The 14882-nt window shown below is 68.9% G+C and carries 12 protein-coding genes; all 12 read left to right on the forward strand.

Annotated elements, in window-relative coordinates; all coding sequences use genetic code 11:
- Window positions 1-179: 179 nt before the first annotated feature.
- The 12 genes from ED92_RS29825 to ED92_RS29880 all read left to right on the forward strand — a co-directional run bounded on the left by ED92_RS29825 (window position 180) and on the right by ED92_RS29880 (window position 14830).
- Window positions 180-974, forward strand: a complete 795-nt coding sequence (locus tag ED92_RS29825; RefSeq protein WP_037344102.1) for a TIGR03084 family metal-binding protein — start codon at window positions 180-182, stop codon at window positions 972-974.
- Window positions 971-2662, forward strand: coding sequence for an acyclic terpene utilization AtuA family protein (locus ED92_RS29830; protein ID WP_037344104.1), 1692 nt, complete (start codon window positions 971-973; stop codon window positions 2660-2662). The genes ED92_RS29825 and ED92_RS29830 overlap by 4 nt, the downstream gene beginning before the upstream one ends.
- Window positions 2659-3807, forward strand: a complete 1149-nt coding sequence (locus tag ED92_RS29835) for an acyl-CoA dehydrogenase family protein (protein ID WP_037344106.1) — start codon at window positions 2659-2661, stop codon at window positions 3805-3807. The genes ED92_RS29830 and ED92_RS29835 overlap by 4 nt, the downstream gene beginning before the upstream one ends.
- Complete coding sequence (locus tag ED92_RS29840; protein WP_046199778.1) at window positions 3804-5402, forward strand: acyl-CoA carboxylase subunit beta; 1599 nt, start codon at window positions 3804-3806, stop codon at window positions 5400-5402. The genes ED92_RS29835 and ED92_RS29840 overlap by 4 nt, the downstream gene beginning before the upstream one ends.
- 5 nt (window positions 5403-5407) lie before the next feature.
- Complete coding sequence (locus ED92_RS29845; RefSeq protein ID WP_037344108.1) at window positions 5408-7360, forward strand: biotin carboxylase N-terminal domain-containing protein; 1953 nt, start codon at window positions 5408-5410, stop codon at window positions 7358-7360.
- The gene (locus ED92_RS29850) at window positions 7357-8523 is read left to right on the forward strand and encodes an acyl-CoA dehydrogenase family protein (protein WP_081975951.1); all 1167 of its coding nucleotides are present in this window, start codon (window positions 7357-7359) and stop codon (window positions 8521-8523) included. Before ED92_RS29845 ends, ED92_RS29850 begins: the two co-directional genes overlap by 4 nt.
- Before the next feature lie 9 nt (window positions 8524-8532).
- Window positions 8533-9384 (forward strand): NAD(P)-dependent oxidoreductase, encoded by an 852-nt coding sequence (locus ED92_RS29855; protein WP_037344109.1) that lies wholly within the window; start codon window positions 8533-8535, stop codon window positions 9382-9384.
- The gene (locus ED92_RS29860) at window positions 9381-9983 is read left to right on the forward strand and encodes a TetR/AcrR family transcriptional regulator (protein ID WP_037344111.1); all 603 of its coding nucleotides are present in this window, start codon (window positions 9381-9383) and stop codon (window positions 9981-9983) included. Before ED92_RS29855 ends, ED92_RS29860 begins: the two co-directional genes overlap by 4 nt.
- A gap of 117 nt (window positions 9984-10100) precedes the next feature.
- Complete coding sequence (locus ED92_RS29865; protein ID WP_037344114.1) at window positions 10101-10370, forward strand: hypothetical protein; 270 nt, start codon at window positions 10101-10103, stop codon at window positions 10368-10370.
- Window positions 10371-10586: 216 nt separating this feature from the next.
- Window positions 10587-11036 carry a hypothetical protein gene (locus ED92_RS29870; RefSeq protein ID WP_037344115.1) on the forward strand — a complete coding sequence of 150 codons (450 nt, stop codon included), beginning with the start codon at window positions 10587-10589 and terminating at the stop codon, window positions 11034-11036.
- Window positions 11037-11238: 202 nt separating this feature from the next.
- Window positions 11239-13242 (forward strand): hypothetical protein, encoded by a 2004-nt coding sequence (locus tag ED92_RS29875; protein WP_235213388.1) that lies wholly within the window; start codon window positions 11239-11241, stop codon window positions 13240-13242.
- A gap of 19 nt (window positions 13243-13261) precedes the next feature.
- Entirely contained in the window at window positions 13262-14830 is a 1569-nt protein-coding gene (locus ED92_RS29880) for an ABC transporter substrate-binding protein (RefSeq protein WP_235213389.1), read from the forward strand.
- Window positions 14831-14882 lie beyond the last annotated feature (52 nt).

The following is a 14882-nucleotide window of genomic DNA, read 5'->3' on the forward strand; positions in this document are numbered from 1 at the left end:
GCCTCGAATAGTGTCCTTTTTGGACATCCTGAGGGGACCCGCTGTCCGTGAAGGCCTCCTTGAGAGACCCAGAGTCCCTCAAGGAGGCCTTCACGGAACGTCGATCGAGGAAAACAATCAGGCGCGCTTGATTTTTCCGCCGCCTAGTGCCAGCCTGAGGAGGACGCGAGGAGGCGGGCATGGCTGACCTGGGCGTGATCCTTGGGGATCTCGCGGCGGAATCGCAGGCCATCGACGACGTGGTGGCGGATCTGCCCGCGTCGGACTGGGCGCGGCAGACCCCGGCCGAAGGCTGGACGATCGCCCATCAGATCGCCCACCTGGCCTGGACGGACAAGAAGGCGCTGATCGCGGCGCGCGGATCCGAGGCCGAGTGGCAGGCCGAGATCGAAGGGCTGCTCGCGACGGGCGAGTCCTACGTCGACGACGGCGCCGCCGAGGGGGCGAAGACGCCGCCCCGCGAACTGCTGGCGGAGTGGCGCGCCGGTCGCGCGGAGCTCGCCGAAGCGCTCGCCGCGGTGCCAGACGGGCAGAAGATCCCTTGGTACGGCCCGCCGATGAGCGCCGCGTCCATGGTGACGGCGCGCCTCATGGAGACCTGGGCGCACGGCCAGGACATCTTCGACGCGCTCGGGGTCGCGCGCGAGAACACCGCCCGAATCTGGCATATTGCCCGGTTCGGCACCCGCACGCGCGACTTCGCCTACAAGCTCAACTCGCTCGCGCCGCCCGCCGAGGAATTCCGCGTCGAGCTGGCCGCGCCCGACGGCACCACCTGGGCTTTCGGTCCCGAGGACGCCGGGCAGCGGCTCACCGGCAGCGCGGTCGACTTCTGCCTCGTGATCACCCAGCGCCGTCACCCCGCCGACACCGACCTGGTCGCCACCGGCAAGGACGTCGAGGAATGGCTCGGGATCGCGCAGGCCTTCGCCGGGCCTCCCGGAGCCGGCCGGAAGCCGGGGCAGTTCGCATGACCCCGATCCGCATCGGCAACGCGTCCGGGTTCTACGGTGACCGGTTCTCCGCGGTCCACGAGATGCTCACCGGCGGCCCGCTCGACGTGCTGACCGGCGACTACCTGGCCGAGCTGACCATGCTCATCCTCGGCCGTGACCGGATGAAGGACCCGAACCGCGGTTACGCCAAGACGTTCCTGCGCCAGATGGAGCAGAATCTCGCGCTGGCCAAGGAAAAAGGCGTCAAGATCGTCGCCAACGCGGGCGGGCTCAACCCCGCCGGGCTCGCGGACGCGCTCCGTGAACTGGCCGCGAAACTCGGCGTCGAGGTCGCGATCGCGCACGTCGAGGGCGACGACCTCATCCAGCGCGCGGAAGAGCTCGGCTTCGGCAAGACCTTGACCGCCAACGCCTATCTCGGCGCGTGGGGGATCGCGGAATGCCTGAACGCGGGCGCCGACATCGTGGTGACCGGCCGCGTCACCGACGCGTCGGTGATCGTCGGCCCCGCGGCCGCGCACTTCGGCTGGGCGCGCGACGACTACGACGCGTTGGCCGGCGCGGTCGCGGCCGGGCACGTGATCGAATGCGGGACGCAGGCCACCGGCGGCAACTACGCCTTCTTCACCGAGCACGAGATCGGCGTCCCGGGGTTCCCGATCGCCGAGATCTCCGCCGACGGCTCCAGCGTGATCACCAAACACCCCGGCACCGGCGGCGTGGTGAACGTCGGAACCGTTACGGCGCAACTGCTCTACGAGATCACCGGCGCCCGGTACGCCGGGCCGGACGTCACGACCCGGTTCGACACGCTGACCCTCACCGAGGACGGCCCGGACCGCGTCCGGATCAGCGGCGTCACGGGCGAGCCGCCGCCTCCGACGCTCAAGGTCTGCCTGAACGGGCTCGGCGGTTTCCGGAACGAGACGACGTTCGTCCTCACCGGACTCGACATCGAGGCGAAAGCCGCTCTGGTCAAGGAACAACTCGAAGGCGCGCTCAAGGCACGGCCACCCGCCGACGTCCGGTGGACCCTGGCCCGCACCGACCGGCCCGACGCCGGAACCGAGCAGCAGGCGAGCGCCCTGCTGCACGTCGCGGTGAAGGACGCTGATCCGGAGGTCGCGGGGCGCGCGTTCAGCGGCGCGGCGATCGAGCTCGCGCTCGCGAGCTACCCCGGGTTCCACGTCACCGCGCCACCCGCGGCCGCCTCGCCCTACGGCGTCTATCGTGCTGCTTTCGTTGATGCACAACAGGTGCCACACATCGCCGTCCTGCCGGACGGAACCCGTCGCGACATCGCGCCCGCCGTCGAGACCCTGCCTCTGTCCGAAGTGGACGAATCCGCCTTGCCCGCGCCGTTCACCCAGGCCGAAGTCCGCAGGGTGCCGCTCGGCAAGGTGGTCGGCGCGCGCAGCGGCGACAAGGGCGGCAACGCGAACGTCGGCGTCTGGGCACGTTCCGACGAGGCGTGGCGCTGGCTCGCGCACCGGCTGACCGTCACCGAGTTCAAACTGCTGCTCCCGGAGACCGCGGATCTCGAGGTCCGGCGGCATCTGCTGCCGAACCTGCGGGCAGTCAACTTCGTCGTCGAAGGCATCCTCGGCGAGGGCGTCGCGTCGCAGGCGCGGTTCGACCCGCAGGCGAAGGCGCTCGGGGAATGGCTGCGTTCCCGCGAGATCGACATCCCGGAGGCCCTCCTGTGACCGACCCCTTCGCCACGCCGGAACGCACCGAACTGCGCAAGACCGTCCGGCGGTTCGCCGAAACCGAGATCCTGCCGCACCTCGACGACTGGGAGCGCGAGGGCGAGCTGCCCCGCGATCTGCACCGCAAGGCCGGGGAACTCGGCTTGCTCGGCGTCGGCTTCCCCGAGGAGGTCGGCGGTGGGGGCGGTGACTATCTCGACGCCGTCGTCATCGCCGAGGAACTGCACTACGCGGGCGGATCCGGTGGCCTCTTCGCCTCGCTGTTCACCTGCGGTATCGCCGTCCCGCATATCGCGGCGGCCGGGGATCCGGTGCAGATCGAACGCTGGGTCCGGCCAACGCTCGAAGGCACCAAGATCGGCTCGCTCGCGGTCACCGAACCCGACGGCGGCTCCGATGTTGCCGGGATCCGCACGACGGCGGTACGCGAGGGTGACGAGTACGTCATCAACGGCGCGAAGACCTTCATCACCTCGGGCTGCCGCGCCGATTTCGTGACCACCGTGGTCCGCACCGGGGAAGCCGGCGCCCACGGGATCTCGCTCATCGTGGTCGAACGCGGCACTCCCGGCTTCACCGTCTCCCGCAAGCTGGAGAAGATGGGCTGGCTCTGCTCGGACACCGCCGAGCTGTCCTATGTGGACGTACGCGTACCGGCGGAGAACCTGATCGGCGCCGAGAACAGTGGCTTCGCGCAGGTCGCCACGCAGTTCGTCACCGAACGGGTCTCGCTGGCCGTGCAGGGCTATGCGCACGCGCAGCGGGCACTCGACCTGACCCTGGACTGGTGCCGCCTGCGCGAGACCTTCGGCCGTCCGCTGATCTCCCGTCAGCTGGTGCAGCACAAGCTCACCGAGATGGCCCGCAAGATCGACGTCGCCCGCACCTACACCCGTCAGGTGGCCCAGCGGCACGTCGCGGGCGAAGAGGTCATCGCCGAAGCCTGTTTCGCGAAGAACACCGCCGTCGAGACCGCCGAATGGGTGGTCAACGAGGCCGTGCAGCTGCACGGCGGACTCGGCTACATGCGGGAGTCCGAAGTGGAGCGTCACTACCGTGACGTGCGCATCCTCGGTATCGGCGGCGGGACCAACGAGATCCTCACCGGCTTGGCCGCGAAGCGATTGGGATACACCGCATGAGCACGATCAGGTCCACTGTGGACACGCGGAGCGAGGAGTTCGCGGAGAATCGCGAATCCATGCTCGGCAAACTCGCCGAGATCGACGGCGAGCACGCCAAGGCGATCGCGGGTGGCGGCGAGAAGTACGTCGCCCGGCATCGCAAACGCGGCAAGCTGCTGGCGCGCGAGCGGATCGAGCTGCTCCTCGACGAGGACTCGCCGTTCCTGGAGCTGTCGCCGCTGGCGGCCTGGGGTTCGGACTATCAGGTCGGCGCCAGCGTGATCACCGGCATCGGCGTCGTCGAAGGCGTGGAGTGCATGATCTCCGCCAGCGACCCGACGGTCAAAGGCGGGGCGAGCAACCCGTGGACGGCCAAGAAGAGCTACCGTGCCGCGGACATCGCCGCGCAGAACCGGCTGCCGGTGATCAACCTCGTCGAGTCCGGTGGGGCGGATCTGCCGACGCAGAAGGAGATCTTCATCCCCGGCGGCCGGATCTTCCGTGACCTCACGCGGTCCTCGGCGGCGAAGGTGCCCACGATCGCGCTGGTGTTCGGAAACTCGACCGCGGGCGGCGCGTACCTGCCCGGTATGTCGGACTACGTCGTGATGGTCAAGGAACGCGCGAAGGTGTTCCTCGGCGGTCCGCCGCTGGTCAAGATGGCGACCGGTGAGGAATCCGACGACGAATCGCTCGGCGGCGCCGAAATGCACGCCCGCACCTCGGGCCTCGCCGACTATCTCGCGGCGGACGAGGAGGACGCGATCCGCCTCGGCCGCAGCATCGTCAAACGGCTCAACTGGACCAAACAGGGCCCGACGCCGAAGCCGGACTACGCCGAGCCGCTGTACTCCGCCGAAGACCTGCTCGGCATCGTGCCCACCGATCTCAAGGTGCCGTTCGACCCGCGCGAGGTGATCGCCAGGGTCGCCGACGGTTCGGACTTCGACGAGTTCAAACCCTTGTACGGCAGCAGTCTCGCCACCGGCTGGGCGAGTATCCACGGCTACCCGGTCGGCATCCTCGCCAACGCCCAAGGCGTGCTGTTCGGCGAGGAGTCGCAGAAGGCCGCGCAGTTCATCCAGCTGGCCAACCAGATCGACACGCCGCTGGTCTTCCTGCACAACACCACCGGCTACATGGTCGGCAAGGAGTACGAGCAGAGCGGCATCATCAAACACGGCGCGATGATGATCAACGCCGTGTCGAACTCGAAGGTGCCGCATCTTTCGGTGCTCATGGGCGCTTCGTACGGCGCCGGGCATTACGGCATGTGCGGCCGGGCCTACGATCCCCGGTTCCTGTTCGCCTGGCCCAGCGCGAAATCCGCGGTCATGGGGCCGCAGCAGCTTGCCGGTGTGCTGTCCATCGTGGCTCGCGCCGCCGCCGCGTCGAGGGGGCAGGAGTACAACGAGGAGCACGACGCCGCCATGCGCGCCATGGTGGAGGGGCAGATCGAGGCCGAGTCGATGCCGATGTTCCTCTCCGGGATGCTCTACGACGACGGGATCATCGATCCTCGCGACACCCGCACGGTGCTCGGGCTCAGCCTGTCCGTGATCCACAATGGACCAGTGAAGGGCGCCGAAGGCTTCGGCGTCTTCAGGATGTGAGCGGCATGATCGAGAAACTTCTGGTCGCCAACCGCGGGGAGATCGCCCGCCGCGTGTTCCGCACCTGCCGCGACGCCGGGATCGGCACGGTCGCGGTGTTCTCCGACGCGGACGCCGACGCGCCGCACACCGCCGAGGCGGACGTCGCCGTCCGCCTGCCGGGCAACGCGCCCGCCGACACGTACCTGCGCGCCGAGCTGCTGATCAAGGCGGCCGTGGAGACCGGTGCCGACGCGATCCACCCCGGCTACGGGTTCCTCTCCGAGAACGCCGCCTTCGCCCGTGCCGTGCTCGACGCGGGACTCACCTGGGTCGGCCCGCCGCCGGAGGCCATCGAGAGCATGGGCTCCAAGGTCGAGTCCAAGCGGATGATGGCCGAGGCCGGTGTCCCGATCCTGTCCGAATTGGACCCGGCCGAGGTCACCGAAGCCGACCTTCCGTTGCTGGTCAAGGCTTCCGCCGGAGGTGGCGGACGCGGTATGCGTGTCGTGCGCACGCTCGGCGAACTCGCCGAGGCCGTCGAAGGCGCGAGCGCGGAGGCCGCGTCGGCGTTCGGCGACCCGACCGTGTTCTGCGAGCGGTACCTGGAGACCGGCCGGCATATCGAGGTCCAGGTGCTCGCCGACACCCACGGAACGGTGTGGGCGGTGGGGGAGCGCGAGTGCTCGATCCAGCGCCGCCACCAGAAGGTCGTCGAAGAGGCGCCGTCGCCGTTCGTCGACGAGGCCATGCGGGAGGCGCTGTTCGACGCCGCCCGCAAGGCCGCGCAGGCGATCGACTACGTCGGCGCCGGAACGGTGGAGTTCCTCGCAGGACCGGACGGGCGCTTCTACTTCCTGGAGATGAACACCCGGCTCCAGGTCGAGCATCCGGTCACCGAGGCCACGACCGGGCTCGACCTCGTCTCGCTGCAGTTGCGGATCGCGGAGGGCGAGCACCTCCCGATCGACGAGCCGGAAACGCGGGGTCACGCCATCGAGGTCCGGCTGTACGCCGAAGACCCCGCCGCGGGCTGGCAGCCGCAGAGCGGCACCTTGCACCGTTTCGAGCTTCCCGCGGCGCAGCGGGAATTCGAGGTCGGCCCGGGTGTCCGGCTCGACTCGGGTTTCGTCAGCGGACAGACCGTGGGTGTGCACTACGACCCGATGCTCGCCAAGGTCATCGCGTACGCCCCGGATCGCCGGAGCGCGGCGCGGGCGCTGGCCGGAGCCTTGGCGGGCGCGGAGATCCACGGGGTGGTGACCAACCGCGACCTGCTGGTGAACGTGTTGCGCCACGAGGCTTTCCTCGCGGGGGAAACCGACACGGCGTTCTTCGACCGGCACGGTCTCGAAACCCTGGCGGCCCCACTGGCCACTGTGGACACCGTACGGATTTCCGCGCTGGCCGCGGCTTTGGCCGGTGCGGCCGCGAATCGCTCGGAGGCCCGGGTTCAGCGCCGGTTGCCGAGCGGCTGGCGCAACGTCCGTTCCCAAGGGCAGCGCAAACGTTTTCGTCACGGTGACGATGAGATCGAGATCGGCTACGGCCTCGGCCGGGACGGACTGCGTGCCGACGGATTCGAAGGCGTCGAACTGGTTTCCGCCGAGAGCGGCGACGTGATCCTGGAGATTTCCGGGGTACGGCGGAAGTTCGCCGTCGCCCGGTACGGCGACACGGTGTACGTCGATTCGCCGGACGGCTCCGTCGAACTGGGCGTGGTGCCGCGGTACACCGATCCCGACGCGGCGCTCGCGGCCGGTTCGCTCGTGGCGCCGATGCCGGGCACGGTCGTCCGGCTCGCGGTCGAGGCGGGTGACACCGTCAAGACCGGCGATCCGTTGCTGTGGCTCGAAGCGATGAAGATGGAACACCGGATCGCGGCGCCCGCCGACGGCGTCGTGACCGAACTCCCGGTGGTGGTCGGACAACAGGTCGAAGTGGGCACGATCCTCGCGGTGGTAGGAGACGAAGAATGAACGCGATGAACTTCACCGAGCCCGAGGAGCGCGTCGCGCTGCGGGCCGCGGTCGCCGAACTCGGCAAGAAGTACGGGTACGAGTACTACGCCAAGCAGGCGCGCGCCGGGCTCAAGACCGAGGAACTGTGGGCTGAGGCCGGACGGCTGGGCTACCTCGGCGTGAACCTGCCCGAGGAGTACGGCGGTGGGGGAGCGGGGATCGCGGATCTCGCCGCGGTGCTCGAAGAACTCGCCGCGGCGGGCTCCCCGCTGCTGCTCATGGTCGTCTCGCCGGCGATCTGCGGCACGGTCATCTCGCGGTTCGGCACCGACGAACAGAAGAAGCGCTGGCTGCCCGGTATCGCCGACGGCAGCAGGCGGATGGTCTTCGCGATCACCGAACCGGACGCCGGGTCGAACTCGCACAAGATCACCACCACCGCGAAGCGGGACGCCGACGGTTGGGTCCTCAGTGGACGGAAGGTCTACATCTCCGGCGTCGACGAGGCGGACGCCGTCCTGGTCGTCGGCCGCACCGAGGACGCCAAGACCGGCAAGCTCAAGCCCGCGCTGTTCACCGTGCCGACCGACACGCCCGGTTTCGAGTACAAGCAGATCGACATGGACATCGTCTCGCCGGAGAAGCAGTTCGGCCTGTTCCTCGACGACGTCCACCTGCCCGCCGACGCGCTGGTCGGCGAGGAGGACGCGGCGATCGCACAGTTGTTCGCCGGGCTCAATCCCGAACGCATCATGGGCGCGTCGTTCTCGCTCGGCATCGCGCGGTACGCGCTGGGGAAGGCCGTCGCCTACGCCAACGAGCGCAAGGTGTGGGGCGCGCCGATCGGCACCCACCAGGGGCTCGCGCATCCGCTGGCCGAGATCAAGATCGAGCTGGAACTGGCCAAGCTCATGACGCAGAAGGCGGCGTCGCTCTACGACTCCGGTGACGACTTCGGCGCGGGCGAGTCGGCGAACATGGCGAAGTACGCCGCCGCCGAGGTCGCCATCCGCGCGGTCGACCAGGCCGTGCAGACCCACGGCGGCAACGGGCTGGCCAGCGAATACGGGCTGGGCACGCTGGTCACGGCCGTCCGCCTCGGCCGGATCGCGCCGGTGAGCCGTGAGATGGTGCTCAACTTCGTCGGCCAGCACAGCCTCGGCCTGCCCCGCTCCTACTGAGGAGGCGTCATGAGCACGCTCCACGGCAAGACGATCATCATCTCCGGCGGCAGCCGCGGGATCGGCGAGGCCATCGCGGTCCGCGCCGCCCGCGACGGGGCGAACATCGCCCTGCTGGCCAAGACCGCCGAGCCGCATCCGAAGCTGCCGGGCACGCTCTACACCGCGGCCAAGGCGATCGAGGACGCCGGCGGGCAGGCGCTGCCGATCGTCGGCGACGTCCGCGACGACACGTCGGTCGAGGCCGCGATCGCGCGGACCGCGGAGCAGTTCGGCGGGATCGACATCGTGGTCAACAACGCGAGCGCGATCGACCTGACCCCGACCGAATCGGTCAGCATGAAACGCTACGACCTGATGCAGGACATCAACGCGCGTGGGTCGTTCCTGCTGTCGAAGCTCGCCATCCCGTATCTGAAGCTCGCGGAGAACGCGCACATCCTCACGCTGTCGCCGCCGATCAGCCTGGACGAGAAGTGGTTCCAGGCCGGGCATCTCGCGTACAGCATCGCGAAGTATTCGATGAGCCTGGTGACCGTCGGGCTCGCCGCGGAGCTGCGGCAGTACGGCATCGCGGCGAACTCGCTGTGGCCGCGTACGACGATCGACACCGCGGCGATCCGCAACGTCGTCGGCGCGGAGCTGGCGGCCAAATCGCGGACGCCGGAGATCATGGCCGACGCCGCGCACGCGATCCTCACCAAACCGAGCACCGAGGCGACGGGGAATTTCTACCTCGACGACGAGGTGCTGGCCGCCGAGGGCGTCACCGACTTCGCGAAGTACCGCGTCGGCGGGACCGAGGAAGACCTGCAGCTCGATTTCTGGGTCGAAGGTCGTACCCCAGAATCAGGGCCATGATCCGCGAACCACAGCAGGAGCGCAGCCGCACCACCCGGAGGCGGCTGGTCGAGGCCGCCGTCGAGACGATCGGGGAGCTGGGCTGGCACGGGACCACCGTCGCGGTCATCGCCGAACGCGCCGGGGTCTCGCGCGGCGCCGCCCAGCACCACTTCCCGACCAGGGAGGACCTGGTCGCGGCCGCGGTCGAGCACGTCGGCGAGATCCAGATCGTGGAACTGCGGGCCCGCGCGGCGGAACTGCCGTCGGGCCGGTCGCGGATCGAGCGGGCCGTCGACATGGTGCTCAACCTCTACAGCGGGCCGCTGTTCCGTGCCGCGCTCCACCTGTGGGTCGCGGCATCGACCGACGACTCGCTGCGCGCGACGCTGGTGCCGCTGGAGGCCAGGGTCGGCCGGGAAGCACACCGGGTGACCGTCGAGCTGCTCGGTGTCGACGAGTCCCACCAAGGCGTTCGCGAGCTGGTCCAGGCCACTCTCGATCTCGCCCGCGGCCTGGGCCTGGCGAACCTGCTGACCGACGACACGAAGCGGCGCAAGCAGATCGTCGCGCAGTGGGCGCGGGTCCTGGAACCGACGTTGGCGTCGGCGAAGATCTGACGGAACCGAAAAGTCACCACCGACGTCTGAGATCTTGTTAACACTGATGGAGCAGCGGCCGATAACACGGTGTAAGTGCTGCTGATTCAGGTGGCTGATCGAGAGAGGTCCAGTCCGGTGTCCGGTTCAGAGGTCGAACTGTCCCATCGCGCGATGGCGATGCTGCGAGCGGTCGCGGCGCGCCGTGCCCAGATGTCGTGCAGCTGCGAGCCGGATCTCTTCATCGACGGGTTCGCCTGCTGCGATCAGATGACCGCGCACGCGCTGGCCCACGGCGGGTACATCCGCCCCGCCGAGACCTCCGGCCCCTCCGCGGTCACCGGCCGGGTGCCCGCCGAGCTGACCGAGGCCGGCGAAGCCGCGATCGCGGTCACCGCAGCCGCCTGACCATTCACCGCATCGTCTGTCCGCAGTGGACGACGACCGTTTACAAGCACCTCCCGCGTTCCTAGGATCCACCCCGGGATGAGGCCGTCGCCGGGCGACGGACCGGGTTGGGAGGTGCCGATGGCACGCACGGCTCGCCGCGATACCGGTGAGGACGCCCTGAACCCGCTGTGTCGAACTCGCCAGCGGGTTCATCAACGGACACTGAGCGAGTTGATGCGGGAAGCCGGCGCGGCACCCCGCCGCCGGGGACCGCGCGGGCCGAAGCACCGGGCTCCGGAAGCCGCTCCGGGCACCGGCAGGATCCGGCGGATCTCGGCGCTTTCGGCGGGTGGCGTGCTCGTCGGCGGGCTGCTGGCCGTCGTGCTCATTCCTGCCGACCCGGGCGGCGCCGTCCCGGGCACCCCGCTCCTGCCGCCGTCGTTGACCATCGCCCCGCAGGCGATCGACGTCCCGGTCTCCTCGCCCGTCCCGTCGGGACCCTCGGGCGGCAGTGTCGCACCCCCGCCGCCGATGACCGCGTCGATGCACGGTTCGGAGACGCCGTCCCCGACACCCACGCCGGAACCCGAAGAGCGGCCGGATCCGCGCGCCGGCCACCACGACTTCGACCAGTACTACGACTGGTATCACGGCGGCGGTCGCTGGCCGCAATGGGGCCGGTAGCGCCGATCGGGTGATCGGCGTCGTCGCTCACCGTCGATCGAGAATCACGATTCATCCCCGATTTCGTCCATTCGTGTCCGGTGTCATTTTTCCTGTGCCCCGCCCTCGGTCGGATACCTACGATGGTTCGCACTCTCCATTCCTCCCGGAGCACGGCTAGGGGCTGAACAGGAAAATGAGTGTGGACCGACATTCTCCCGCGGTGCAGTTCGCCCGGAGAATGCTGATCAACCGCGAGACGGGGAATCCGTCGCGCCCGCAGCCGGTGACGCTGCTGCTCGGACCGGTCGGTTCGGGGAAGACCACGGCCCTGGAAGCGATCCGACGCGACCTGGGCTGGGGTGTCGTCCACGCCGGATTCGATTTCGGGCAAGGCGGCAGGGCGGGCACGATCGACGTGCTCACGAAACTGGCCTATTCGTTTTCGAGAAAATGGCGAAATCGACCGAAACCGCAGTTCATTCGTTTCACGATCGCGCTGATCGCAGTCCAGGCGGAGCTTTCCGGTCGAAATCGCGACGACGACCTGGCGCAACTGAAGTCGCTGCTCGGCAGTCTCGACCGGATCATCTGGACACCGGCGATGGACAGCACGCTCGACACGCTGACCGAGACGGCGAAGGCGACCGGTCTCGTCGAGCCCCCGTACGCGGATCTGTTCCGCCAGACGTTCCCGCATCTGGTCCGGAACATCCGGCCCCGGCTCGGGAAGGCGCTGCGGTCGCTGGCGGACTTCCCCCACGCGGAGGGGAGATCCCCGTTCGACGCGCTACTCGAACTCAACCGGCTCGCGCACGGCAGCGCCCGTGACGCCAAGGCGGTCACCGAATGGCTGATGGCGGCGTTCCTCGGCGACGTCCGGGAGAACCACCCCCGGATGGCCAAACCGGAGGAGAAGAGCCCCTGTACCTGCGACATCTCGTTGCAGCGCAGGCACTGGCACAACTGGGTGGTGGTACTCGACGACGTCGACCACCCCGGCGGGACCGAATTCCTCGCCGATCTGATCGCGGCCCGGGAACGGCACGCCGTCCAGCATCCGAACGACCGCGAGGCCCACGACGCGCTGCTGGTGATCGCCACCAGTGGGCGGTGGCACGACGACTGGGGCACCGCCTGGCTCGCGCCGTGGAAACCCGCGTCCGGCGCCCCACCCGCCGTCCGGCCGATGGTGGACTGCGAGGAGGCTTCCTACGACGACTGGGCGAATCCGGCCAACGGCGCGCTCGACTCGGCCTACTACCCGGTCCGGATCTCGCCGCAGTCCATCGGGCGGATCGCGCGGATCCTCGATTCGGGGGCGCGGACGCCGAAGGTCACGCTCGCGCACCGGGCGACCGGCGGGCTGCCGTCGGCGGTCGAACAACTCGCCGGGCGGTTGCGGGCGAGCGACGCGCGCGAGGGCGATCGGGACCTGCTCACCACCGATCCGCGTGGCGAGCAGGATCCCTGCTACCGCAGGCTGACCGAGCTCGCCTTGACCGAACACCTCGACGACGTCCACGTCGACGACTTCGTGACCGCGGCCCCGTTCGCGACCGCGCCCTGGCTGATCCCGGACGCGGCGCAGAGCCGGATCGACCAGCCGCACGTCGGGCGGATCCTGACCGAACTGCGCACGTCGTTGTGGGTGACGGCGAAGAACTCGCCCGGTTCGACGACCGACCAGGCCGCCCTGCACCCGTGGATCGCGGCGAACCTGGTGTCCGCGCTGGCCCGCCGCGGTGACGGGGACGGGCCGACCTACACCGACCAGTTCAAGGCGCTGCGCGACGATCCGGACACCGCACAGGATCCGGTGCGCCTGGCCTACTGCAATCTCGCGCTGGGCGACATCGGGGAAGTGGTCACGTTCTTCGAGCGCGAGTTCAACCGGATCCCGCACGCGGAGTGGATCGCGAAGCTCGAACTGGTGCTGAACGCGCCGGACGATCTGCCGCCCGAGCGGGATCACGCGGAACTGTACGAAGAACTCGTCAATCTCGACAACGCGCGATGCCCGGCCGGCCGGTCCGAGATCCGGAACAACGTCGCCCGGCTCATCGCGGCGGGTTGGCTGACCGCCAACCCGTTCGCGGTCCGCGGGCAGGCTCAGCACCAGGTGATCGCGAACGCCTTCGCCGCGCTGGCCACCACTTCGCACCAGCCCGACGTCGGCGCGCTCGTGTCGGCCAAGGAAGCCGCCCGTCGCGGCGAATTCCCCTGACCCGGAACGGAACTCCGTCATGTCCTGGCTCGATTCGTTGAGAACACGTATGTCCGCGGCCCGTGAACGCGCGGCGACGGGACCACCGGTGCGGCCGCGCGGCTGGGCGCACCGCCATCGGGTGCTGCTGATCGCGATCGCCGTCGTGCTGCTGGGCGCCGCGCTGGTGTCGATCAGTCCGTGGGAGTCCTGCGGTCCCGGCCTGCGCGCGGTGGACGCGGACGAGGAGTCGATCGGCACGTCGTACGTCTGCGTCGGGCTGAACCTCGACTCGGGTCCGATGCGGGAGAACGATCCGCTCGACCCGCTGGAGAAGCTCATCAAGGGCCGCAACGAGATGGCGGGCGATAACTTCAAGACCATCGTGGTGCTGGAGAACCTCGCGCCCGATCCGAAGGTCGACAGCCAGCCGTTCCCGTTCGTCCGGCGGGAGATCCAGGGCGCGATCACCGCCGCGTGGCCGAAGAACGGGCCGCCGGGGATCAAGCTCCTGCTGGCCAACTACGGGAGCAACGCCGAGCACTGGCAGGTCGTCGCCGAGGAGATCGTCGCCGCGGCCGCCGCCCAGCGCATCGTGGCGGTCACCGACATCGGCATCAGCACGGAGAGCAGCCGGGCGCTGGTGGCCGAACTGTCCAAGCACGGGATCGCCACGATCGGCGCGACCGTCACCGCGGACAACATGAACATCGATCCGAAGGGCGTACGGATCGACAACTTCTTCCGCGTGGGCCCGACGAACACCGACGAGGCCCGCGCCGCGGCCGGATACATCGCCGCGCACGGTTTCAAGCGCGTGATGATGATCCAGGGCGTCAGCAAGGAGGACACCTACGCGACCACGCTCGCCGAAGCCTTCCAGAGTTCCTCGAAGGTCCCGGTGATCTTCACGAAGACCTACGACGTCAAACCGCTCACCGACACCTCGCGCGAGGCGTATCTGCGAGGGCTGTTCAGCAGGTGGCACAACGACATCTGCGGTGCGAGACCCGACCTGATCTACTTCGCGGGCCGTGGACTGGACCTCGGTGCCCTCGTGGCGTCGCTGGCGGGTGACGGCGCCTGTGAAGGGCTCGACACGGTGACCGTGATGACGGGCGACGACGCGAGCACGCTCGCCGGGAAACCCTTGCAGCTGAACAAGGACATCAGCGTCCGGCTCCGCTACACGGCGCTCGCGTATCCCGACCAGTGGGATATGTTCACCGCCGATCCGGCGCATCCGACGTACAAGAAGAATTACGACAACTTCGTCGCCGAATTCACCGGTACCCACGGTTTCCCCAAGACGGAACTGTGGGACGGTGCCGCGATGATCGAGCACGACGCCGTCGCGGCGGCCGTCGAAGCCGCGGTGCAGAACGTGTCGTCGGATCCCGTTTCGGTGCCGGACGTGTTGCGCAGTATCGACTGCAACTCCCCGGTACCCGGCGCGACCGGGTTCGTCGCGTTCGATCAGGCGACGGGGAACCAGCTAGACAAGGCGCTGCCGATCCTGTCGATCGATCCGGACGGTTCGGTGCATCCGGTCGATCTGGTGTGGTCACGGGGACGGCCGCTGAACACAAAGGCGGACTGCGGTCGCTGATGCGGGTCGTGAGTGGCGATTCGGGTTAGAACCCGAATCGCCACTCACGACC

Source organism: Amycolatopsis sp. MJM2582, from assembly GCF_000754115.1.
GTDB classification, from domain to species: domain Bacteria; phylum Actinomycetota; class Actinomycetes; order Mycobacteriales; family Pseudonocardiaceae; genus Amycolatopsis; species Amycolatopsis japonica.

Bases quoted from the DNA above. Each gene is read 5' to 3' on its own strand.
- ED92_RS29825 (WP_037344102.1), top strand. From the start codon at position 180: ATGGCTGACCTGGGCGTGATCCTTGGGGATCTCGCGGCGGAATCGCAG.
- ED92_RS29830 (WP_037344104.1), top strand. From the start codon at position 971: ATGACCCCGATCCGCATCGGCAACGCGTCCGGGTTCTACGGTGACCGG.
- ED92_RS29840 (WP_046199778.1), top strand. From the start codon at position 3,804: ATGAGCACGATCAGGTCCACTGTGGACACGCGGAGCGAGGAGTTCGCG.
- ED92_RS29845 (WP_037344108.1), top strand. From the start codon at position 5,408: ATGATCGAGAAACTTCTGGTCGCCAACCGCGGGGAGATCGCCCGCCGC.
- ED92_RS29850 (WP_081975951.1), top strand. From the start codon at position 7,357: ATGAACGCGATGAACTTCACCGAGCCCGAGGAGCGCGTCGCGCTGCGG.
- ED92_RS29855 (WP_037344109.1), top strand. From the start codon at position 8,533: ATGAGCACGCTCCACGGCAAGACGATCATCATCTCCGGCGGCAGCCGC.
- ED92_RS29860 (WP_037344111.1), top strand. From the start codon at position 9,381: ATGATCCGCGAACCACAGCAGGAGCGCAGCCGCACCACCCGGAGGCGG.
- ED92_RS29870 (WP_037344115.1), top strand. From the start codon at position 10,587: ATGCGGGAAGCCGGCGCGGCACCCCGCCGCCGGGGACCGCGCGGGCCG.
- ED92_RS29880 (WP_235213389.1), top strand. From the start codon at position 13,262: ATGTCCTGGCTCGATTCGTTGAGAACACGTATGTCCGCGGCCCGTGAA.